The sequence below is a fragment of the Thermoanaerobacterales bacterium genome (genome assembly GCA_030019475.1).
Taxonomy (GTDB): Bacteria; Bacillota; Desulfotomaculia; order Desulfotomaculales; family JASEER01; genus JASEER01.
Genome location: JASEER010000037.1, coordinates 1 through 21,897, shown reverse-complemented (window position 1 = coordinate 21,897; position 21,897 = coordinate 1). Strand labels below are relative to the sequence as shown.

Annotated in this window: 21 protein-coding genes; 15 read left to right on the top strand and 6 right to left on the bottom strand. The window is 65.2% G+C overall.

All coding sequences use genetic code 11. The features are described from left to right. The coding region (locus QMC81_09565; GenBank protein MDI6907710.1) for a hypothetical protein at window positions 1–433 on the top strand (433 nt) is incomplete at its 5' end. 87 nt (window positions 434–520) lie between these two features. On the opposite strand, the gene QMC81_09560 is transcribed toward QMC81_09565, so the two are convergent. Next, a complete protein-coding gene (locus QMC81_09560) occupies window positions 521–733 on the bottom strand; it encodes a hypothetical protein (GenBank protein MDI6907709.1) in 213 nt (70 codons plus the stop codon). 303 nt (window positions 734–1,036) lie between these two features. On the opposite strand from QMC81_09560, the gene QMC81_09555 reads away from it, so the two are divergent. The 3 genes from QMC81_09555 to uvrA are packed head-to-tail and all read left to right on the top strand — an operon-like array spanning window position 1,037 to window position 4,676. Beyond that, window positions 1,037–1,282: a hypothetical protein gene (locus QMC81_09555; protein MDI6907708.1), complete on the top strand. Its 246-nt coding sequence runs from the start codon at window positions 1,037–1,039 to the stop codon at window positions 1,280–1,282. After that, window positions 1,269–1,832, top strand: a complete 564-nt coding sequence (locus QMC81_09550; protein ID MDI6907707.1) for a nucleotidyl transferase AbiEii/AbiGii toxin family protein — start codon at window positions 1,269–1,271, stop codon at window positions 1,830–1,832. The genes QMC81_09555 and QMC81_09550 overlap by 14 nt, the downstream gene beginning before the upstream one ends. Then, entirely contained in the window at window positions 1,833–4,676 is a 2,844-nt protein-coding gene (gene uvrA / locus QMC81_09545; GenBank protein ID MDI6907706.1) for an excinuclease ABC subunit UvrA, read from the top strand. A 291-nt stretch (window positions 4,677–4,967) separates the two neighbouring features. Here uvrA and QMC81_09540 read toward each other — a convergent pair whose 3' ends face one another. After that, complete coding sequence (locus tag QMC81_09540) at window positions 4,968–5,255, bottom strand: DUF4405 domain-containing protein (protein ID MDI6907705.1); 288 nt, start codon at window positions 5,253–5,255, stop codon at window positions 4,968–4,970. Window positions 5,256–5,557: 302 nt separating this feature from the next. On the opposite strand from QMC81_09540, the gene QMC81_09535 reads away from it, so the two are divergent. The 7 genes from QMC81_09535 to QMC81_09505 all read left to right on the top strand — a co-directional run bounded on the left by QMC81_09535 (window position 5,558) and on the right by QMC81_09505 (window position 15,854). Further along, a complete protein-coding gene (locus QMC81_09535; protein MDI6907704.1) occupies window positions 5,558–6,610 on the top strand; it encodes a glycosyltransferase family 4 protein in 1,053 nt (350 codons plus the stop codon). 19 nt (window positions 6,611–6,629) lie between these two features. Further along, the gene (locus tag QMC81_09530; protein ID MDI6907703.1) at window positions 6,630–7,568 is read left to right on the top strand and encodes a glycoside hydrolase family 130 protein; all 939 of its coding nucleotides are present in this window, start codon (window positions 6,630–6,632) and stop codon (window positions 7,566–7,568) included. A 26-nt stretch (window positions 7,569–7,594) separates the two neighbouring features. Beyond that, window positions 7,595–8,668 (top strand): sugar phosphate nucleotidyltransferase, encoded by a 1,074-nt coding sequence (locus tag QMC81_09525; GenBank protein ID MDI6907702.1) that lies wholly within the window; start codon window positions 7,595–7,597, stop codon window positions 8,666–8,668. 17 nt (window positions 8,669–8,685) lie between these two features. Further along, entirely contained in the window at window positions 8,686–10,068 is a 1,383-nt protein-coding gene (locus tag QMC81_09520) for a phosphomannomutase CpsG (GenBank protein ID MDI6907701.1), read from the top strand. A 41-nt stretch (window positions 10,069–10,109) separates the two neighbouring features. Then, window positions 10,110–11,573 (top strand): glycoside hydrolase family 130 protein, encoded by a 1,464-nt coding sequence (locus QMC81_09515; protein ID MDI6907700.1) that lies wholly within the window; start codon window positions 10,110–10,112, stop codon window positions 11,571–11,573. 47 nt (window positions 11,574–11,620) lie between these two features. Next, complete coding sequence (locus tag QMC81_09510) at window positions 11,621–13,939, top strand: glycosyltransferase family 4 protein (protein ID MDI6907699.1); 2,319 nt, start codon at window positions 11,621–11,623, stop codon at window positions 13,937–13,939. A 313-nt stretch (window positions 13,940–14,252) separates the two neighbouring features. Further along, entirely contained in the window at window positions 14,253–15,854 is a 1,602-nt protein-coding gene (locus QMC81_09505; protein MDI6907698.1) for a stalk domain-containing protein, read from the top strand. A gap of 42 nt (window positions 15,855–15,896) precedes the next feature. Here the strand turns inward: QMC81_09505 and QMC81_09500 are convergent, their stop codons facing one another. Beyond that, a complete protein-coding gene (locus QMC81_09500; protein MDI6907697.1) occupies window positions 15,897–16,313 on the bottom strand; it encodes a DUF86 domain-containing protein in 417 nt (138 codons plus the stop codon). Further along, window positions 16,297–16,758 (bottom strand): nucleotidyltransferase domain-containing protein, encoded by a 462-nt coding sequence (locus QMC81_09495; GenBank protein MDI6907696.1) that lies wholly within the window; start codon window positions 16,756–16,758, stop codon window positions 16,297–16,299. The genes QMC81_09500 and QMC81_09495 overlap by 17 nt, the downstream gene beginning before the upstream one ends. A 197-nt stretch (window positions 16,759–16,955) precedes the next feature. Here QMC81_09495 and uvrC point away from each other — a divergent pair, with 197 nt between their 5' ends. From uvrC to QMC81_09480, 3 genes are all read left to right on the top strand, one after another. Next, the gene (gene uvrC / locus QMC81_09490; GenBank protein ID MDI6907695.1) at window positions 16,956–18,815 is read left to right on the top strand and encodes an excinuclease ABC subunit UvrC; all 1,860 of its coding nucleotides are present in this window, start codon (window positions 16,956–16,958) and stop codon (window positions 18,813–18,815) included. 180 nt (window positions 18,816–18,995) lie between these two features. Next, on the top strand, window positions 18,996–19,391 hold the full coding sequence (locus QMC81_09485) for a hypothetical protein (protein ID MDI6907694.1): 396 nt from the start codon (window positions 18,996–18,998) through the stop codon (window positions 19,389–19,391). 466 nt (window positions 19,392–19,857) lie between these two features. Beyond that, complete coding sequence (locus QMC81_09480; protein MDI6907693.1) at window positions 19,858–20,346, top strand: TIGR00725 family protein; 489 nt, start codon at window positions 19,858–19,860, stop codon at window positions 20,344–20,346. A gap of 193 nt (window positions 20,347–20,539) precedes the next feature. Here QMC81_09480 and QMC81_09475 read toward each other — a convergent pair whose 3' ends face one another. Then, entirely contained in the window at window positions 20,540–20,752 is a 213-nt protein-coding gene (locus QMC81_09475) for a DUF6485 family protein (protein ID MDI6907692.1), read from the bottom strand. A gap of 29 nt (window positions 20,753–20,781) precedes the next feature. Then, the gene (locus tag QMC81_09470; GenBank protein ID MDI6907691.1) at window positions 20,782–21,087 is read right to left on the bottom strand and encodes a zinc ABC transporter substrate-binding protein; all 306 of its coding nucleotides are present in this window, start codon (window positions 21,085–21,087) and stop codon (window positions 20,782–20,784) included. Between the two features lie 226 nt (window positions 21,088–21,313). Between QMC81_09470 and QMC81_09465 the strand changes: the two genes are divergently transcribed. After that, on the top strand, window positions 21,314–21,897 hold a 584-nt coding region (locus QMC81_09465; protein ID MDI6907690.1), incomplete at its 3' end, for a hypothetical protein.

Genomic DNA, 21,897 nt, shown 5'->3' with positions numbered 1-21,897 from the left:
GGTAAACACCTTTACGAGGTACCGCGCACCGGACGACTGGTCGGCGTACGACACGGGCGAACGCGGTCTCCTGGGCGGTTTCCGGGTCATCGACGCCTTCACGGTAGGCGGCGAGACTTTTCAGGTGTTGGAAAGCGCGGGCGGCCACGTCCCCGGTCAGGTTTTCTTTGTCGGTACCGGGGCGGGGCTTGTTTTCACGGGCGATTACCTGTTACTTGTGGAGAGCCTGCGTCCGGAGGAGCGGGAGTTCCTTAATCTGCCGAAGTTTATGATGACGAGCACGAACACCGACTCCCTCCTTTTCCGCCGGGAAATGCAGGCCCTCAAGGAGGTCGCCCTTGGTTTGGACGCCGCGTTATCCAAACAAAACCGCGGGGCGATTGTCGCGCCGGGTCATGGTGATCACTACCCGGCCAGATGGTTGAGCCGGTAGATACCACAGGCATCGCCCGCATACAACGGCCCGACCCCCTCCGGGGGCCGGGAGCAACCCTCGTCGCGGCCGGGCGGCGGTTCGCTCTCAGAGACCGGCGACGGCCTCGTTCAGATCGGTGAGTATCTGATCCAGAGGAATGCCCCGGATCACGGCCAGCTCTTGGATGGTGCTGAACAACGCCGTGCAGGTGATGCAACCGCCGTATTGTTTGCTGTAACGATCGAACACCGTGCGCGCCTCCGGGTAATTTTTGAGAATCTCCAACACGGTCTTGTCCTTGGAGATCTTCGGGATCATGGCGAGAAGGCCTCCCCTTACGGTTTTAGGTGTCGAAAATCGTATCATAACGTTCGACGACCTATTATTACCTTCCTTCATAGTTAAGATAACATTTTGTTATTCCTGTCCTGCGCCGTTTCGCACGCGCCACCGAGATCCGGGACGCCCTTCTCAAGCTGCGGCTTAAGCTCCGCGGCAGTCCCCTCCCGACGACCGACGACCGACGACCGTCCGGCGCCCGGTGACCGGGGCGGGGCAAGCGAAAGGCGCGGGATAGGTTATAATGGAATAAAAAAGCCAAATTTCGAGGTGAACGAAAGGGTGAGAATACACAAGGCACAATGGCTGGAGCGCCGACGGCAATGGGAAAGGTTCGCCGCCTGGGAAAGGACGGCGCTTCCGGACAACGGCGACATCGGTGTCCGTTTGCGCCGGGTGGGCGAAATGATGGATCTGTGGCTCGGTCTTCACAGAGAAAACGAGTGTGTCAGCCGCTCCGGTGTTTCCGGTATCCGTATGATGCGTGAGAAGCTCGGGAAAGTGAGAGTTTGCCGTGACCGGATTTGAGGGTACGCTGGTCAGGGTGGCGCGATTTCTTGACAGGCACGCCGTCCCTTATATGGTCATCGGCGGTGTGGCCAACCTGGTATGGGGTATATCGCGGGCGACGGTTGACGTTGACCTTACGGTTTGGGTGGCCGAGGACGACATTCCCCGGCTGCTTCAATCTATGACCGCCGAGTTTGAACTGCTGGTTGAAGACCCGCCGGGGTTTGTCAGGGAAACCAGGGTCTTACCTGCTAAAGCCCCCGAAGGGTTCCGTATCGATTTTATTTTCGGCCAACTGCCCTATGAAGAGATGGCCATAAAGCGGGCGGTTGCCCGCAAGATACATGGCGTTGAAATAAAGATTTGCAGTCCTGAAGACCTTATCATTCATAAGATTATCTCTGAGCGCAGCCAAGATCAGCAAGATGTACGGGGAATAATCAAGCGTATCGGATCCCGCTTAGACCGGCGGTACCTCGATCCGATCGTTCGCGGGTTGGCAAGCGATCTGGAAAGGCCGGAAATCTGGGAGCGGTATCAGGATTACTGGAGAGAAGACGATAACTGAATGCTCGACAAGATCGTCGTCAAGGGCGCGCGCGTCCACAACCTGAAGAACATCGACGTCGAGATTCCCCGCGACCGGCTCGTGGTCCTGACGGGGCTGTCGGGTTCCGGGAAGTCGTCCCTGGCCTTCGATACCATCTACGCCGAGGGCCAGCGCCGCTACGTGGAGTCGCTGTCGGCCTACGCCCGCCAGTTCCTGGGCCAGATGAACAAGCCCGACGTCGACTACATCGAGGGGCTCTCCCCGGCCATCTCCATCGACCAGAAGGCCCGTTCGCACAACCCCCGCTCCACCGTCGGCACGGTGACCGAGATCTACGACTACCTGCGCCTCCTGTTCGCCCGTATCGGCCGGCCGCACTGCCCCCACTGCGGGCACCCGATCGCCGGGCAGGCCATCGAGCAGATGGTCGACCAGATCATGGCCCTGCCCGAAGGCACCCGGCTGCAGGTCCTGGCCCCGGTCGTGCGCGGGAAGAAGGGCGAGCACGGGCGCGTCCTCGAGGAGGCGCGCCGCGGGGGCTTCGTCCGCCTGCGCGTCGACGGGGAGCTGCGGGAGGCCGCCGAGGACATCCGCCTCGACAAGAACAGGAAGCACAACATTGAGATCGTCGTGGACCGCCTGGTGGTGCGGCCCGGGATCACGAGCCGCCTGGCGGACTCCCTGGAGACGGCGGCCAAGCTGGCCGGCGGCCTGGTCGTCATCGACCTGCCCGACCGCGGGGAGGAGCAGGTCTTGAGCCAGAACTTCGCCTGCGTGGACTGCGGCTTCTCCTTCAGCGAGATCGCCCCGCGCCTCTTCTCCTTCAACAGCCCCTTCGGGGCCTGCCCGACCTGCACCGGCCTCGGCGTGCGGATGGAGATCGACCCCGACCTCGTCGTGCCCGATCACCGCAAGTCCCTCTACGAGGGCGCGGTGGCCGGCTGGTCCTGGTGGTCCAGCTACTACCACCTCCTGGAGGGGCTGGCCGCCCACTACGGCTTCGACCTGATGGCCCCGGTCGCCAGGCTGGCCCCGGAACACCTGGAGACCATCCTCTACGGCACGCGGGGGGAGAAGGTCCGCTTCGTCTACCGCAGCACGCGGGGCGTCAAGCGGGAGTACCGCGCGGCCTTCGAGGGCGTGATCCCCTACCTGACCCGCCGCTTCAAGGAGAGCACCTCCGACCACGTGCGGGAGGAGATCGAGCAGCTCATGCGGACCAGGCCCTGCCCGGACTGCCAGGGCACGCGCCTCAAGCCCGAGGCCCTGGCCGTCAAGGTCGGCGGGCGCTCGATCGCCGGGGTGGCCGCCCTGACCATCCGGGAGGCGCTGTCCTTCTGCGACGGCCTCGACCTGACCGAGCGCGAGGCCCTCATCGGGCGGCGCGTGCTCAAGGAGATCAGGGCCCGCCTGGGCTTCCTGGTGGACGTCGGGCTCGACTACCTGACCCTGGACCGCGCGGCGGGGACCCTCTCCGGCGGCGAGGCGCAGCGCATCCGCCTGGCGACGCAGATCGGCTCCGGGCTGATGGGCGTCCTCTACGTCCTGGATGAGCCCTCGATCGGCCTGCACCCGCGGGACAACGCCCGGCTGCTCGACACCTTGAAGCGCCTGCGCGACCTGGGCAACACCCTGATCGTCGTCGAGCATGACGAGGAGACCATGCGCGCCGCCGACTGGATCATCGATATCGGCCCGGGCGCCGGCGTGCATGGCGGCCGGGTGGTGGCCGCCGGTCCGGTGGAGGTCATCGAGCGCCACCCCGAATCCCTGACCGGCAAGTACCTCTCGGGCCGCCTCTCCATCCCGGTGCCGGAAGCCCGCCGCCCGACCGGGGAACGGTGGGTCGAAATCCTCGGGGCGCGGGCGCACAACCTGAAGTCGATCGACGTGGCCATCCCTCTCGGACTGTTCGTCTGCGTTGCCGGCGTCTCCGGCTCCGGCAAGAGCACCCTGGTCAACGAGACCCTGTACTCGGCCCTGGCCCGGGAACTGCACGGCGCGCGCGCCCACCCGGGGGAGCACGACGCCATGCGCGGCCTCGAACACCTGGACAAGGTCATCAACATCGACCAGTCGCCCATCGGCCGCACGCCGCGCTCCAACCCGGCGACCTACACCGGGGTCTTCACCGACATCCGGGAACTCTTCTCCCGCACCCCGGAAGCGCGGGTGCGCGGCTACAAGCCGGGGCGCTTCTCCTTCAACGTGCGCGGCGGGCGCTGCGAGGCCTGCCAGGGGGACGGGATCATCAAGATCGAGATGCACTTCCTGCCCGACGTCTACATCCCCTGCGAGGTCTGCAAGGGCCGCCGCTACAACCGCGAGACGCTGGAGGTCAAGTACAAGGGGAAGAGCATCGCCGACGTCCTGGACATGACCGTCGACGAGGCCGTCGAGTTCTTCGCCCCGATACCGAAGATCTACCGCCGTCTGAAGACGGTGCAGGACGTGGGCCTGGGCTACATCCGGCTCGGCCAGCCGGCGACCACCCTCTCCGGGGGCGAGGCGCAGCGGGTCAAGCTGGCCGCCGAACTATCGCGGCGGGCCACCGGCCGCACCCTCTACATCCTGGACGAGCCGACCACCGGCCTGCACTTCGCCGACGTCGCCCGCCTCCTGGACGTCCTGCACCGCCTGGTCGAGGCCGGCAACACCGTGGTCGTCATCGAGCACAACCTCGACGTCGTCAAGACCGCCGACTGGATCATCGACCTCGGCCCCGAGGGCGGGGAGCGCGGCGGCCGGGTCGTCGCCGCCGGCACTCCCGAAGAGGTGGCCGGCGTGCCGGAGTCCCACACCGGGCGCTTCCTGGCGAAGCTCCTCGGGTCCCCGCCGGCCCGCGCCGCCGCGGGGCGGTAAAGGGGCAGCGGCGCATCGGAAGAGGATAGACACGTGTAGACAATACACCCTCGCAAGGACCTGGACCCCGAAACGGTGAAGAGCATTCTGAGGCAGGCCGGTCTTCAGGCCGGCCATTGACGGAGGTAGCTTTCGTCAGTGCTGCGGGGTCCGCGGTCGCCGGGGCGAAGGTTTCGCGGGCGGTCCCGCGGAGCGCCGAAGGAGAGCCAGGTAAAAGGGGACCTGCCTCGTTGGGCACGGTCCCCTTTTCTGTTTTCTTCTGCAGGCTCGAGGTTTCCCCTGCGCCTTCCGTCAGCACTGTCTGCCGCTGAACAGCCGTGCGGTCACCTGCAGGATCCACCGCCAGTGCAGGGCGATGTGCACCGCCGCCAGGCCCATGAAGATCACGGCCAGCCAAATGTGGATGTCCTCCCACGTGTGACGGGAGAAAACGAAGACCGCCCCCGCGGCGTGTCTCCCGCCCCGCCCGCCTCCGCCCCCGGGCAGGATCAGCCACCGGACAAACCCCGAAACCGCCAGCCCCAGGCCGTCCAGGAATAGAAGACAAACCACCAGATAATTGACCAGCGTGCGGGACATTGTACCACCCTTACGGAGTTGTTGTGCCCAAGGCCCTTCCTTGTGGCCGGTATCGGGTGCGGCAGACATATCGGGCCCTGCCGACGCTCGTTGAAGGCTGCCGGGAACGGAGCCTACACCTGGATTTATGGGCCATGGTATAATTTTAATATGCGGTAGGGGCGGTGCCCAGTATCCTTTTTGCAATCCCGCCGTTCTTGTGAAGCTGCCATTCCAGCGCGGATGACGATCAGGTCCCTGCGGGGACCGTCTCCGGCCTCAGGCAACCCTGCGCAGCGGGTTCCGACGGGAGGTGATAATGGATGCGCGTGGCCATGCTTTCCCCGATCGCCTGGAGGACGCCGCCCCGCCACTACGGACCATGGGAGCGGGTGGTCTCCCTGCTGACCGAGGGGCTGGTCGCCAGGGGCGTCGACGTCACGCTCTTCGCCACGGCCGACTCCCTGACCAAGGGCCGGCTGCGGGCGGTGTGCCCGGCGGGATACGAGGAAGACCCTGCGGTTCACCCCAAGGTCTGGGAGTGCCTGCACATTGCCGAGGTCTTCGAGTCCGCCGGGGAGTTCGACCTGATCCACAACCACTTCGACTTCCTGCCCCTGACCTACAGCGGGCTGGTCGAGACGCCGGTGCTCACCACCATCCACGGCTTCTCGTCGCCGCGGATCCTGCCCGTTTACAAGAAGTATGACGGGCGGGCCTACTACGTCTCCATCAGCGACGCCGACCGCTCCCCGGAACTGCAGTACATCGCCACTGTCCACCACGGCATCGACGTCGAGAACTTCACCTTCCGCCCCCGGGCCGCGGACTACCTGCTCTTCTTCGGCCGTATGCACCACGACAAGGGGGCGCGGGAGGCCGTCGAGATCGCCCGCCGCGCCGGGCGCCGGCTGATTATGGCCGGCATCATCCAGGACCGGGAGTATTTCGCGCGGGAAGTCGAGCCGCACCTGGACGGTGACCGGGTGACATACGTCGGCAGCGTGGGACCGGCCGAGCGTGACACCCTGCTGGGCGGGGCGCTGGCTCTCCTGCACCCGATCAACTTCGCCGAGCCCTTCGGGCTCTCGGTGGTCGAGGCCATGGCCTGCGGCACCCCGGTGGTCGCCTTCAACCGCGGGAGCATGCCGGAAATCATCCGGCACGGGGAGACCGGCTTCCTGGCGGACGGCGTGGACGAGGCCGTCGAGGCGGTGGCGCGGGCGGGGGAGATCGACCGCGCCCGCTGCCGCGCCCTGGTGGAGGAGCGCTTCACCGCCGACCGCATGGTGGACGACTACCTGCGGGTCTACCGGCGGGTCCTGGAACGCGCCGGGCGGGGCGAAGCCGGCGGGGCGACGGCGACGGCGCAGTAAACAGTAAAGGGGGCGTGAAATGCGCGAGGCGATCGTGACCCGTTACCCGAAAAACCCCATCCTGACGAGGGACGACGTGCCCTACCCGGTGGCCACGGTGCACAACGCCGGGGTGGTGAAACACGGGGGGCGCTACATCATGCTCTTCCGCGCCCACCGGCAAAACGGCCGGTCGATCATCGGCCTGGCCGAGAGCGAGGACGGCTTCCGCTTCCGCGTGCGTCCCGAGCCCTTCATGACTCCCGCTGAAACCGGGGTCTTCGCCGTCTACGAGGAGTTCGGCGTCGAGGACCTGCGCATCTGCCCCTGCGAGGACGAGTACCTGCTGACCTACAGCGCCTACTCGCGGCACGGGGTGCGCATCGGGCTGGCCCGCACGCGGGACTTCGCGCGGGTGGAGCGCGTGGCGCTGATCACCGAGGCCGATCAGCGCAACGTGGTCATTTTCCCCGAGCGCTTCGGGGGGCGGTACGCCCGGCTTGACAGGCCCCACACCCACATCGCGCCGTGGTCCATCTGGATCTCCTACTCCCCGGACCTGGTGCACTGGGGGGATTCCCGGGTGGTGATCAAGCCGGCGCCCTACCACTGGGACGAGATGAAGATCGGGCCGGGGGCTCCGCCGGTCAGGACCGACCGGGGGTGGCTGAACATCTTCCATGGCGTCTTCCCGACCATGGACGGCAGCGTCTACCGGCTCGGCGTCGCCCTGCACGCCCTGGACGACCCTTCCCGCGTGCTGGGCGTGGCCGACGACTGGATTCTGCAGCCCGAGGACCCCTGGGAGATTACCGGGTACGTGCACAATGTCGTCTTCACCTGCGGCGCCGTCCCGGAGGACGACGGCACGCTGAAGCTTTACTGGGGCGGGGCGGACACCGTGATGTGCGTGGGGACGGCCCGCGTCGCGGAGCTGGTCGAGTTGTGCCTGAACCACGGCCGTCTCCCGCTGCCCTAGAACGCGCAAGGAGGGATGCAGCAACAGTGACGCAGTGCGGATCGGAAAACCTGGTGGCGGTGATCATCGCCGGTGGCGCCGGGACCCGCTTCTGGCCGCTTTCCACCCGCGAAAAGCCGAAGCAGTTCCTCTCCCTCTTCGGTGAGGAGTCGCTGCTGCAGGCCACCTACCGGCGGATCGCCACCCTGGTGCCGCCGGATCGCACGCTGGTCCTGACCGGGGCGCGGTTCGTATCCCTGGCGCGCGAGCATTTGCCGGTGGTCCCGGTGGAAAACGTCATCGGCGAGCCCATGCGGCGGGACACGGCGGCCGCGGTGGCCCTCGCCGCCGCCCTGTGCCGCCGCCGGTTCGGCAACCCGGTGATGGCTGTCCTGCCCGCGGACCACGTCATTGAACCGGCGGGGGCCTTCCAGAGGGCCGTCCTGTCCGCGGCGCGCGGGGCGGTCGCTTCCGGGGCGCTGTATACGTTCGGGATCAAGCCCGACTACCCCGCCACGGGGTACGGCTACCTGGAACTGGGGGAAAAGGTGGGCGAGGACGACGGCCTGGCTCACTTCCGCCTGGTGCGTTTCAAGGAAAAGCCGGACTACGAAACGGCACGCGCCTATCTCCGGAAGGGCACTTTCCTCTGGAACAGCGGGATCTTTGTCTGGACGGCGGAGGCGATCGGCGCCGAGATCGAGAGGCATCTGCCGCATCACTACCTGTATTTCAGGGAACTGGCGCGCCATGACGGCACGCCCCGGTGGGCGGGAGAAATGCGCCGGGTTTTCGCCGCCGTTCCGGCCGTCTCCGTCGACTACGGGGTGATGGAGAAAGCGGCCGACGTGCGGGTCATCGCCGCGCCCTTTTCCTGGAGCGACGTCGGGGGATGGCCGGCCCTGGAGGCCTTCCTGGCGAAGGACGGGGAGGGCAACGCCGCCCGCGGCCGGGTGCGCGCCCTGGACGCGCGCGGCAACCTGGTCTATGCCGAGGACCCGGAGGAGCTGGTGGCCCTGGTCGGCGTCGAGGACCTGATCGTCGTCCGCGCCGGCCGCAAAACGCTGATCGCGTCCCGCCGCCGGGCCGAAGAGATAAAGAAACTGGTGGAGAATCTGTAAGAAGGGAGGAAGGGCGACTGGATAAGACGGTTGACGAGCGCCCGGGCGCCCTTACCTGCTTCAAGGCCTACGACATCCGGGGCCGGGTGCCCGAAGAACTGAACGAGGAGATCGCCTTCCGCATCGGACGGGCCTACGCCGCCTTCCTGCGGCCGCGGGCGGTGGTGGTCGGGCGTGATGTGCGTCTGACCGGCCCCGCCCTCGGCGCCGCCCTGAGCCGGGGGCTGACCTCGAGTGGGGTGGACGTCCTGGACATCGGCCTGTGCGGGACGGAGCAGGTCTACTTCGCCACCTTTGACCTGGGGGTCGACGGGGGAATTATGGTCACCGCCAGCCACAACCCCGCGGATTACAACGGGATGAAGCTGGTGCGCGAGGAGGCGCGGCCGATCAGCGGCGACTCCGGCCTGCGGGAGATTCAGGCCCTGGCCGAGGCCGGGGACGCGGGACGGGCCGCGGGGGTCACTCCCGGGACGGTCCGGCGGGTGGACACCAGCGAGCGCTACGTTGCCCACCTGTTGCGCTACGTGGACACGGCCCGCCTGAAGCCCTTCACGGTGGTCTGCAACGCCGGCAACGGCTGCGCCGGGCCGGTGATCGACTTGCTGGAAAAGCGCCTGCCCTTTACGTTTCGCAAGCTTTACTTCGAGCCCGACGGCCGCTTCCCCAACGGGGTGCCGAACCCCCTGCTGCCGGAGAACCGCGCGGCCACGGCCGAGGCCGTGCGGCGGAAGGGCGCCGACCTCGGCATCGCCTGGGACGGCGACTTCGACCGCTGCTTCCTCTTCGACGAGAACGGCGGCTTCGTCGAGGGCTACTACATCGTCGGCCTGCTGGCGCAGCAGATGCTCAAGCGTCACCCGGGGGCCAGGATCATCCACGACCCCCGCCTGACCTGGAACACCGTCGAAATCGTACGCGAGGCGGGCGGGATACCCGTCCAGAGCAAGACGGGGCACGCCTTCATCAAGGAACGCATGCGCGCCGAGGACGCCGCATACGGGGGCGAGATGTCGGCGCATCACTACTTCCGCGACTTCGCCTACTGCGACAGCGGGATGGTCCCCTGGCTCCTGGTTCTCCAGTTGATGAGCGAGACGGGAAAAAAGCTCTCGGAACTGGTGGAAGAGCGCAAGCGGCGCTACCCCATAAGCGGTGAGATCAACCGCGTCGTGCGCGACCCGGCGGCGGCCCTGGCCCGCGTCCGCGCGTACTACGAGTTCCGTGCCCGGCGCGTCGACGAGACCGACGGCATCGGCCTGGACTTCGCCGAGTGGCGCTTCAACCTGCGCATGTCCAATACCGAGCCGGTGCTGAGGCTCAACGTCGAGGCCAGGGGCGACGCGGAACTGGTCCGGGAGAAGGTCGCAGAGATTCTAAGGTTGGTCGAAGAGTCATAACCCTAACTAACGCCAATCCAAAGCAAAGGTGGCTGAGCGACTTGCGTCTTGACGAGCCCTGCATCCCGGTCCAGAGGATCGCCGAGATCCGGTCCGCCGACAGCTCGCGGGTGATCGCCCGGTTCTTCACGCCCGGCAGCGGACGCGCCGCCCGGATCATCCGGCGGATAATGTCCGTTCCCGAGGAAGAAGTACCCTCCATGCTGGGTGACGTGATGGAGGAATTCGCCTACCGTCACCAGCGGTTGGAGGACATCCTCCTGAAACACTACGAGGGCGTCAGGCACTGTGTCCCAGCGGGCGCCGAGCCCTCGGAGAACCGCAAGCTGCTCATCGGGGCCTACTTCACCGCCGAGTACTCCGTGCAGGCGGTAGGCATCGCCAACCCCTCGATGGTGCTGCACCCGGACCAGAAGAACCTGCGCAAGGGGGAGACACGGTATCTCCTGTCTTTCCGGAGCATCGGCGAGGGGCACATCTCCTCGCTGGAGTTCCGCTCCTGCGTCATCGACGAGGAACTCGACGTTAAGACGCGGCCGATCTGCGATTTCCTGGTGCTGCCCGAGCGGCTGCCCGCACAAAAATTCCGCCGGGACATCTTTCGGGCCTACCTGGAGAAGCGCAGCGCTTACAGCAAGGCCCTGGCGGAGATAGTGGAAAGGCTGCCCCTGGAGTTCACGCCGTCCGACCTGGAGGAACTGCTGATCAAGACCGATGCCCGGCGCGTTCTCCCCAGGAGGCTTGGGACCGAGATCGACATCGCCGTCCGGTGGATGAGCGAGACGGCCTACGTCGCCAAGTTCGGGCGCGAGACGCGCTATTCCAGCCGTATCCTCATGCCGGTCGTGGAGAACGAGAACCATGGCATTGAGGACGTGCGCTGGGTGCGCTTCGTCGACGATGACGGGGAGGCGACCTACTACGGCACCTACACCGGCTACAACGGCCACGCCGGTGTGTCGAAGGTGCTGGAAACCAGGGACTTCCGCGTCTTCAAGTCCTGGACGCTGACCGGCAACGCCGTGCAGAACAAAGGGGTGGTCCTCTTCCCCCGCCGCATCAACGGCAAGTACGCCCTGCTGTCGCGCATCGACAACGAGTGCAACTACGTCGCCTTCTCCGACAGCCCCTTCTGTTGGGGCGACGCCCATCTGATCCGCGGCCCCGAGAACCCCTGGGAATTCGTGCAGATCGGCAACTGCGGTGCCCCGATCGAGACCGAATTCGGATGGCTGGTGATCACCCACGGGGTGGGCCCGATGCGGAAATACTACCTGGGGATCGACGTCTTGGACCTGGAGAACCCGGCGAAGCTCATCGGGCGCCTGCCGCGGCCCATCCTGGCCCCCAACGAGTACGAGCGCGAGGGCTACGTTCCCAACGTCGTGTACAGCTGCGGGGCCGTGCTGCACGGGGAGCACCTTATTCTGCCCTACGCCATGTCGGATTGGGCCTCGGGCATCGCCACGGTGAACATTAACGACGTCAAAAAGTGGCTTTTTTAGCGGGGGACACCAACGGCGATAAGACCACGAAGGGAGGGATGCTGACCATGAACGGATGTTCGAGGAGCGGTAACGGGCGGCAGGTGGCGCTGTTGGGCACCTACCCGCCGCGCAAGTGCGGCATCGCCACGTTCACGGAAGACCTGGCTGACGCGCTCGAGGCCACGAGGCCCGGGGCCTGCGAGGTGGGTGTTCTGGCCATGGACGACACCGACGGCGGCTATTCCTATCCCCAGCGGGTCAAGTTTCACATCAGGGAGGGCAGCGTACCGGACTACCTGCGGGCGGCCGACTTCCTCAATGTCTGCCAGGTGGACCTGCTGGCGGTGCAGCACGAGTACGGTATCTTCGGCGGCAGGTGCGGCGCCCACCTCCTGCACCTCCTGGACAACGTGCGCGTGCCGGTGGTCACCACGCTGCACACCATTCTCACCGAGCCTTCCCCCCACCAGCGGGCCATCCTCCTGGACCTCGCCCGCTGCTCCGAAACCGTTGTCGCCATGAGCCAGCGGGGGAAGCGGATCCTGCACGAGGTCTACGGCCTGCCCGAGGAGCAGGTGGTCTTTATCCCGCACGGCATTCCGGACGTCGCTTTTGTCGACCCCGTGTTCTACAAGGACACCCTGGGGGTCGAGGGGCGGAAGGTGATTCTCTCCTTCGGCCTGATGCATCCCGGCAAAGGATTCGAGGTCGTGATCAAGGCCCTGCCGGAGGTCATCGCCGAGCATCCGGACGTCATCTACATCATCCTCGGCGCCACGCACCCCCACGTCCTGCGGGCTACGGGCGACGCCTACCGGAACAGCCTTCACCAGCTGGTCAACCGGCTGGGTCTCGACGCTCACGTCCGTTTTGATAATAAATACGTGGACGACGACGAGCTTCTCCGCTACCTTCTGGCCGCCGACATCTTTGTCACGCCCTACAGGTCGCCGGCGCAGATCACCTCCGGCACCCTCTCCTACGCCGTGGGAGCGGGGAAGGCTGTCATCTCCATGCCCTACTGGCACGCCGAGGAACTGCTGGCCGACGGGCGCGGCCGGCTGGTGCCCTTCGACGACCCCCGGGCCATGGCGCGGGAGATCAACGACCTGCTGGAAAACGAGCACGAGTGCAACGCCATGCGCAAGCGCGCCTACCAGTACGGCCGCCGGATGATCTGGTGCGAGGTGGCGCGCCGCTACCACGAGTTGTTCGACCGGGTGCTCCAGCGGCGACGGAGCAGGCCCCGGCCCGCGGCGCGCGAGGACTCGCCGGCCAAGGTCCTGGACAAGCTGCCCCCGCCCGACCTCAAGCATATGCTGGCCATGACCGACGACACGGGGATGCTGCAGCACTGCGCCTACACGGTGCCCGATCGGGAGCATGGATACTGCGTCGACGACAACGCCCGCGCCCTGATCGCGGCCGACCTGTACCACGCCGTTTACCGCCACAAGAGTACCGTCCCGCTGGCGCAGAAGTACCTCTCGTTCCTGCTGCACGCCTTCAACCGCGAGCGGGGGCGCTTCCGCAACTTCATGTCGTACGACCGCCGCTGGCTCGAGGAGGTCGGCAGCGAAGACGCCCACGGCCGCGCCATGTGGGCGCTCGGGGTTACCGTGCGGGATGCGCCGGGCGAGGCGCTGCGCGCCCTGGCGACGCGGCTCTTCAACGACGCCCTGGCGGCCGTGAGCGACCTGACGGCGCCGCGCGCCTGGGCCTTCACCCTCATCGGGCTCCACGCCTACCTCGAGGTCTACTCCGGCGACGCCCGCGCCAGGCGCGCCGCCCGGATGCTGGCGCGGCGGCTGCACGACCAGTTCAGGGCCTACACCCGGCGCGACTGGCTCTGGTTCGAGGACCGGGTCACCTACGACAACGCCACCCTGTCCCGCGCCCTGATCCTGGCCGGCCGCCGGCAGGGGGAGCGGGCCATGCTGGAGGACGGCCTGGCCAGCCTGCGCTGGCTTCTGCGGCTGCAGACGGCGCCGGAGGGGCACCTCTCCCCGGTCGGCAACGCCGGCTGGTGCGTCCGCGGCGGCACCCGGGCGCGCTTCGACCAGCAGCCGGTGGACGCCATGGCCCTCGTCGGGGCCTGCCTGGAGGCCTTCCGCGCCACAGGCGACAACCAGTGGATGCGCGAGGCGCTGCGCGCCCTGAACTGGTTCCTGGGCGCCAACGACCTGAACCTGCCCCTCTATGACTTTACCACCGGGGGCTGCTGCGACGGGCTCATGCCCCAGGGAGTAAACCCGAACCAGGGGGCCGAGTCCACCCTGGCCTGGCTGATCTCCCTGCTGAGCATACTGGAGGTCATCGGACACAAGGGCCTGCTGGACGGCGGCGCCGAAGAGGCCGAGAGGCAGGCCGCCGCCTCGGACTGAAAAGGCCCGCCCGGCCCGGCTTCGTGATCTCCGGCTGGCGGCACCCGAGGAGGATGAAGGCCGGCTTGGGCTTGGGTAGAATCTTCTTGGCACGTCTTAATCAGGGGGGATGATGTGGGTGCAGACGGCGTGGGTGCCACCATTCAATCCATGGCTCCTGGCGGTGCTGGTGGCCTGGAGCCTTTTTTGGAAGGGGTTGGCGCTCTGGCGCGCGGCCAGGAGTACAATACTTCTCCTGGCATTATGTCTTTTCCCGGCCGCTCCTGCCTTTGCCGGCTGGACGGCAACAGTGACGACTGTCGACGGCAAAACAATGGATCTTGAAGCGGCGATCTGCCGGGAGGGCCATATACTGGTGCCTGTACGCAGCCTGGCAGAGGCCCTTCGGGCCCAGGTGCACTGGGACCCTGCCGGTGAGACGGTAACCATTATTAAAGAGGGGAATACCATAAAACTGGTCACCGGCAGCCGAGAAGTTTTGAGAAACGGTGAGCGTATCCTCCTGGATCTCCCGGCGCAGGTTGTCAATAACAGACTTGTAGCGCCCGCGAGGTTCTTGGCCGAAGCCCTGGGCGCAGGTGTTGACTATGACCTTGTAACGCAAACTGTACGCATCATCTCCGCCCCGCCCGAGAAACCGGAAAGGGTGTACAATTCTTCCTTCCCGGCCAGGGTGGCTTTAACCAATAACGGTCGTTTATGGCTGGTGGACGGCGGTCGGGCCGGTTCGGCGCCGGTGCAGGTAACCGCGGATGGGGCTGTGGAAATAGTCGGCTGGTCTCCCGATGGACGGTGGTTGGCGTATCTTCATTATGACTCGCAGGACATCTACAGCGCCAAACCCTACCTTTGGGTGGTAAAAGCCGATGGAACGGGTGCTTTCCGGGTTGACCCGAGACCGGTATGGGACACGCTGGACGGCAGGGTGCCGGGCTGGTCGCCCAAGGCAAATATTATCGCCTTCAGTACTCAGGGGTCCGGGGGTGATTATGCCCGGGACGGTAATCTGAAAATAGCCTCCCTTGAGGACAACGGAAGAGTAACGGTCTCCGAGCTTCTGCCGGACAAAAGCGGTGTTGGCCATTTTGCCTGGGCACCTGACGGGCAGAGCATAGCCGTTTCTTTGCCCCGGACTCGGGAGCGGCCGCTACTGATAGACCAGATCACCTTGGGGGGGAAAATCACAAACCTGTTGACGGATGGTGAACCCTACCCACCGGGAGAGTACTTTTATACCCGGTCCGCCACCGGCTTCCGGTGGTCACCGGATGGGCGTTATCTCGCATATTACCTGGAGCCTGGCTCACCTTCTCTGGCCGCGGACGGTGTGGACATCAGGGTGCTGGACGTTCAACGACCCGGCCGCCCTCTCGAGTTGGGTGCAGGACTGAAATACCCTCAGTGGCTGGCCTGGTCTCCCGACAGCTCCCGGCTGGCTTATATGGACGGGTATGGCCGTGATGCCACGGTGGACAAGCGCCTTTACCTGGCGGATATGCGGTCCGGCAGCATCACCGATTGCGGGAGCGCCGGGCAGGTGGATACCCAGCCGGTCTGGTCGCCCGCCGAACCGTATCACTTGCTGTTCTGCCGCGGCAAAGAAAACGTGTGGTGGGACGGTTTTAAGGGGGGTGTGCTGGTGCCCGGACAGCGGATCTGGCAAAGGACGGACACCGGAGATGTGAAAAGCCTTACCAGCGGCCCGGCGGATACCGCCGATTATGCGCCGAAGGTCTCCCCGGACGGGCAAAACCTTCTTTACCTGCGGTTGAACCGTTATGACAGCGGTTCGCTGTATACAAAACCCTTTGCCGGCGGCCGGGAGACAGAATTAATACGCGGCCTGACCGGTGGACACGGCTATTATGGCAATTACTATCCCGAATGGGTGAGTGTTTACTGGGAAGAACCATGATGCCGGAGCGGTCAATGCCTTCCGCAGTGCTGTCACCCGCTCCTAGAAGTAACGCCGGACGATTTGCCCGATGAACTCGCGGAAGTCGGTCAGGTGGTGCCGCAGGATGTCGTGGACGGCCGCGGGATCGATGTCCTCGTACAGGTGCACCGCCTGGTTGCGGAACCGGACCATTTTCTCGACGGTCGGCAGGAAGTCGCGGGGGATAACCCCGGCCTTGGCGAGAAGCTTGAAGGCTTCGGCGTAGGACTTCGGCGTCCCCAGTCTCTCCCGTGCGACAATGTGGTTGGCGGCGTCGATCATGGCCTCGATGGCGGTCTGCAGGATGCGGACGGCGGCGTGGTAGGAGATGCGGTCAGAGATAAAGCGCTCCCGGGGTATTGCAGAGAGTCCGGTCAGGTCTCTCAGGCATTCTTCAATATAGGAGATCTTGTCCCTGAGCTTATCCCTGTTGACCATGGCGGTAGGCCTCCCGGAGGGCCGCGTCGTACTCCGCGCAGAACGCGCGGTAGTCCGTGATGTAGTCCCCGTAGAGTTTGCAGACCTGCTCCAGGAAATCGCTGACCGCCTCCGGGTCCCGCTCGTGGATGAGGCGCCCCGTGGAGATGATATTGAACTGCATCAGCGCCGGGAGGTCGTTGAGGATGATGACATTGACGTCTTCTTCGTGGGTGATGTCGCTGACTGCGGCTTGAAGGTCCAGGAAGCTTCTGAACCTGTCGGTGACACCCGGGCGCAGAAGGATGCCCAGGTCGACGTCGCTGAGCGGGGTCTGGTCGGGAGTGCCGTAGGAGCCGTACAGGTAGACGGCCAGAACGTCCTCCCGTTCGGCGAAGAAGCGCTTAAGCGCCGGCAGATACGAGTCGATATCGATCTTGTTCAACCTGCGTGACAGGCGCACCACTGTCCCGGGCCCCCATTCGCGGAGTCGACAGGCTTTCAGGTGTCTTGTTCTTCATTCTACCACGCGCTGCTTCCATTGGAAAGCCGGCGCCTCGACCCGGGCGGCCAAAGGGTTGTACACCGGGATCCGGAGCGGTCAATGCCTTGCGCAGTGCCGTCCGTTCTTCGGGTATAATGGGCGCAGGGAGAGAAAACGCCATGGAGGGACCTGAAGCCATCGAGAAGCCGTCGCTCGCCGAGAAGGCCGCCAGTCTCCCGGAGCAGCCAGGGGTCTACCTTTTCCGCGACGCGGAGGGGACGGTCCTCTACGTCGGGAAGGCCGTCTCGCTGCGGGCGCGGGTGCGCTCCTATTTCACGGGCGCCCAGCCGGACAAGGTGCAGGCCATGCTGGCCCGCGCCGCCGAACTGGACTTCATCGTCACCGCCAGCGAGATCGAGGCCCTGATCCTCGAGTCCAACCTCATCAAGGAGCACCGCCCGCGCTACAACGTCATCCTCAAGGACGACAAGAGCTACCCCTTCATCAAGGTCACCGTCAACGAGGAATACCCGCGCGTCTTCATTACCCGGCGCCAGGTCAAGGACGGCGCCCGCTATTTCGGCCCCTACCCGAGCGCCGGCGCGGTCAACGAGACGCTGCGGCTCCTGAAAAAGCTTTTCCCCTTCCGCTCCTGCACCCAGACCCGGTTCAAGAACCGCCGCCCCTGCCTGAACTACCACATCGGCCGCTGCCTGGGGCCCTGCACCGGGGATGTCGACCCGGAGCGCTACGCGGCCATGGTCCGCGAGGTCCTGATATTTCTCGAGGGGCGGCACGAGGACCTGGCCAGGAAACTGGCGGCCGAGATGCAGAGAGCGGCCGAGGAGTTGCAGTTCGAGCGCGCCGCCGAGATCCGCGACCAGTTGCGGGCCATCGAGACGGTCGTCGCCCGCCAGAACATCGTCTCCACCCGCCTCGAGGACCAGGACGCCGTCGCCCTGGCGCGGGACGGCAACCGGGGCGAGGTGGTCGTCCTGGAGATCCGCGGGGGCAAGCTCCTGCGCCAGGGGCACCTCACCGTGCGCGGCATCGCCGACCGGGACGACGCCGAGGTCCTGGCCGCCTTCATCAAGCAGTACTACGGCGACGCGGCCTTCGTCCCGCCCGAGATCCTGCTGCCGGTGGCACCGGCCGAGGACGCCGCGGCCGTCGAGGTCTGGCTCTCGGCGCGCCGCGGCGGGCGGGTGCGCCTGCACGTCCCCCGGCGGGGGCGGAAGAAGGATCTGGTACGAATGGCCGCCGCGAACGCGGCGCTGCTCCAGGAGCAGTTCGCGGCCGAGCGTTCCGGCGCGCGAGCCCTGGCCGACCTGGCCGGGAACCTGGGATTGCCGGGCCCGCCCGGGCGCCTGGAGGCCTTCGATATCTCCAACATTCAGGGGCGCGAAACCGTCGCCTCCATGGTCGTCTTCGAGGACGGGCGGCCCAACCCGGCGGCCTACCGCCGTTTCAGGGTCCGGACCGTCGAGGGGCCGAACGACTTCGCCGCCATGGAGGAAGTCGTAACGCGGCGCTTCACCCGCGCCGCCGAGGAGCAGGCCCTGGTGCGCACCGGGGAACTCTCCCTGCGCCGGGCGAAGTTCCTGCCCCTGCCCGACCTGGTCCTCATCGACGGCGGGAAGGGCCAGCTCGGCGTGGCTCACGCGGCGATGATCCGCCTGGGCTTCGGGGACATCCCCGTCTTCGGCCTGGCGAAGGAAGAGGAACTCCTCTTCGCCCCCGGGCGCCCCGACCCGCTGCCGGTCCCGCCGGACTCCCCGGCGCAGTACCTGCTGCAGCGCCTGCGCGACGAGGCGCACCGCTTCGCCGTCACCTACCACCGCGCCGAGCACGTCCGCGTGAGCCTGAAGTCCCTGCTCGATGAGATCGAGGGCATCGGCCCCAAGCGCCGGCGGGCGCTGCTGAAGGCCTTCCCGTCCATCGAGGCCATCCGGCGCGCCGGCGTGGACGAGCTGGCCGCCGTGCCCGGCATGACCCGCCCCGCCGCCGAGGCCATCCACCGGTTCTTCCGGCGGGAGTAGCGAAGGGAGACGACCCCTTCTTTCGAGGTGTGAGTGGGAGGGCCGGGTGCCTCTTGCGGCATGAGGGTTCCCCGGGATAACCGCCCGGGGAGGTCAATTTTCGGTGACTGAGGCGGTCATGGACGGGAAGATGGTTGTACCGTCTTCCCAGTTGCTGTAAAATGAATGCGGTGGTATAAAATGGGCAAGCACAAGCCATTCACACTTTCGGAGACCGCACGGCGTATCAAGGAATTGGGGCACGGCGATCTGCGCGACTTTTGGGTATGCATCGGCGATTTCCTGGACGACTGGTACGCCGCCGACCGAAAAACCCGGGAGGAGATGCTGCGCGAGGAACCCCCGAAGACCGGCGACCGAAGGTTCGATGCTTACCTGGCCGCGCTTTCTGAGCACCTGGTGGTGACGAACGGCCTTCCGGTTCCCGCATGGGTTGGCAAGCCGGAACGGTTTCTCGATCAGTTCTGGTTCCCAACGGAGTTTAAGAGCCTGCACGCCATGGCCTTGGTGCAAAGCCCGGCGGCCTTTCGGCGGCGTGGCATCTTTGTGGATAAGACCGCTTTTATGCGGTGTTAGGGGAGGAGCAACGGCTTGACCAGGGACGAGATAATCGCGGTCTTAACCGAGTTGGGCAAAAGGCTCGTTCAGAAAGGGATACAAGGGGAGATGTACCTTGTCGGTGGTGCGGCGATGGCCCTCGCCTACGATGCGGTGCGCGTGACACGGGATGTTGATGCTGTGTTTATCCCGAAAACCGAGATATACCGCGAAGCACGGGCGGTGGCTGAGGACTTCGGTCTCCCTGAAATGTGGCTGAATGATGCGGTCAAGGGATTCCTCGCAGGGGGCGAAGAGCCCCGTGCCGGGGCTGTACCTGGCCGGGGCCGGGGTCTTCCCGGGCTCGGGCTTCGAGGCCGTGGTCATCTCCGGCACCCTGGCCGCCGACGCGGTCTTTTCCGGCTAAGGCGGGGAAAGCGGCGGCCCGCGCGAAACCGGGACGAACGGCGGACAGCCTTGAACATCCGATAGGGGGAAGACACACATGGACGGCAAACGACGGCCGGTAGTCGCCGTCGTTGGCGGGTCGCGCTGCACGCCCGAGGAGGCCGAACTGGCCGGCGAGGTGGGCCGGCTCCTGGCGGAGGTTGGCGCCGCGGTGGTCTGCGGCGGCTACGGCGGGGTGATGGAGGCCGTCGCGCGGGGCGCGCGGGAGAAGGGCGGCCTGGTCGTGGGGCTGCTCTCCGGCGCGACGGTCGAGGACGCTAACCCGTACCTGTCGTTGGCTCTGCCCACCGGCATGGGGGAGATGCGCAACGCCCTGATCGTCCGGGCCGCGGAGAGCGTCATCGCCATCGGCGGCGGGTTCGGTACCCTTTCGGAGATCGCCCTGGCGCTACGGCTGGGCAGGCCGGTCATCGGCCTGCGCACCTGGGAGTTCCGCGACCCGTCCGGCGGCCCCGATCCCGTGCGGCGGGTGGATACGGCGGCCGAGGCCGTCAGATTGGCCCTGCAGTTCGGACCGCGTGCCTGAAAGGGCGGCTCCCGGGAAGCCTGCTCCCGGGGACTCATACGTCCATGCCGCCGACGCCCTGCCAGTCGTGTGCCGTGCCGCGGCCGGGAGGCCGGGTGACCTGCGGCGGTCGAAGCGCTTCCGGCGGGAAGAACGAGCCGGCGGAGCATTCCCGCCGCGGCCGCTTCCCTCCGCCGGTCGCGGGCCCGGGGGATTAGACGGAACGTGGGCCGCCCCGCTGCAGGGCGCGGATGAAGGCGCCGACCGAGCGGTCGTAAGTGCGCTCGGCTTCCGGCGGGAAGAAACAGCCGGGCAGCTCGCCGCGGCCGCGGTGGTAGGCCACGCACTCGCAGCACAGTCCCTTTCTGTCGCAATGCTCATAGGTACATGTACAACGGGCGAGATTTTTGTCTTTCCGGCACTCCACTGGGGACACTCCTTCTTAAATTTTTTGTATCAGTTTTCGCGCACCGTTTCGCAAACCCTGCACCGCAAACGAAGGCTCCGCTGCAACCTGAAGCCGAGGGGATCCAGGATGACGACACGGCCCCCCAACTCAGCGGCGATGACCTGGGCGGTTTGGGTGTTCAACTGCGGCTCGGCGAGGACGGTGGACGCTTTTGCGGCGCGGGCGGTGTCAACGACGCCGGCGGTCCACTTGGCCGACGGTTCCTTGCCGGGGAAGGCCTCCACCACGGCCACCTGTTCAAGCCCGTAACGGCGTGCCAGATAAGTCCAGGCGGCGTGGACGGAGACGAACAGCCGGTCCGTTATCGCATACTGACCCTGGCTTTGGTGGTGAGATCGCCGCTACTCCCAATAGATGATATCAGACATTACGGAGCGCTCGTTCGCCCCAGGTTTTTTGAACATTTATGCTCCTCGAAGGCGATATGCATACGCATACATCAAGGTAACGGTCCTGGAGGAACGTACAGAGCAGGAGATAGCTGCAGAACTCAAAATGTCACAACCAGCAGTGCACCAGATGAAACAACGAGCGCTAAAAAGATTGAAAAAACATTTTGTCCTGAGACGAGCCCACCGCCAAGTAAAGCCTCGTCCAGGGCGGACAACCGCCCATACCCGAAGGCAGAGAGTTATCACGTTTATTTTACTTCTCTCTTGCTTTTGGGTAAAAATAAAATTAAGTAGGTTTTTTAGTGATAAGAAATTTTTTTGGGGGCAGGGAAAAATGTCCAAAAAATTACAGGCAATTATCCTGATTGTCTTATCTTTATTAATGACAGTGACAATAACTGCTTGTTCAACGACATCCTGGAAAGCAAAAAGCCGGTTGAATAACCCTACTCAGATAGAAGTATATGGGAATTATTTGTATTTTTTAGACACATATTCTACAATAAAAATATACGACCGGGGGGCAATTTATGATCTCACATCCTGGTTACCTGAGGAGTTTAGAAAGGAAAACACTATAATGGACTTTGCTGTGGTAAACCCTTCTAAGATAGCGGCTCTAACCGGCTCGAGTCTCTACTTGATTGATGTTCAGAAAAAAGAGAGCAAAAAGATTTTTTCGGATAAAGATAACTTTACCTCAATGGATCT

Coding starts and splice junctions, on each gene's coding strand:
- QMC81_09505 (MDI6907698.1), top strand. CDS start 14,253: ATGGATCTTGAAGCGGCGATCTGCCGGGAGGGCCATATACTGGTGCCT.
- uvrA (MDI6907706.1), top strand. CDS start 1,833: ATGCTCGACAAGATCGTCGTCAAGGGCGCGCGCGTCCACAACCTGAAG.
- QMC81_09560 (MDI6907709.1), bottom strand. CDS start 733: ATGATCCCGAAGATCTCCAAGGACAAGACCGTGTTGGAGATTCTCAAA.
- QMC81_09480 (MDI6907693.1), top strand. CDS start 19,858: ATGGACGGCAAACGACGGCCGGTAGTCGCCGTCGTTGGCGGGTCGCGC.
- QMC81_09510 (MDI6907699.1), top strand. CDS start 11,621: ATGAACGGATGTTCGAGGAGCGGTAACGGGCGGCAGGTGGCGCTGTTG.
- QMC81_09540 (MDI6907705.1), bottom strand. CDS start 5,255: ATGTCCCGCACGCTGGTCAATTATCTGGTGGTTTGTCTTCTATTCCTG.
- uvrC (MDI6907695.1), top strand. CDS start 16,956: ATGGAGGGACCTGAAGCCATCGAGAAGCCGTCGCTCGCCGAGAAGGCC.
- QMC81_09530 (MDI6907703.1), top strand. CDS start 6,630: ATGCGCGAGGCGATCGTGACCCGTTACCCGAAAAACCCCATCCTGACG.
- QMC81_09500 (MDI6907697.1), bottom strand. CDS start 16,313: ATGGTCAACAGGGATAAGCTCAGGGACAAGATCTCCTATATTGAAGAA.
- QMC81_09535 (MDI6907704.1), top strand. CDS start 5,558: ATGCGCGTGGCCATGCTTTCCCCGATCGCCTGGAGGACGCCGCCCCGC.
- QMC81_09485 (MDI6907694.1), top strand. CDS start 18,996: ATGGGCAAGCACAAGCCATTCACACTTTCGGAGACCGCACGGCGTATC.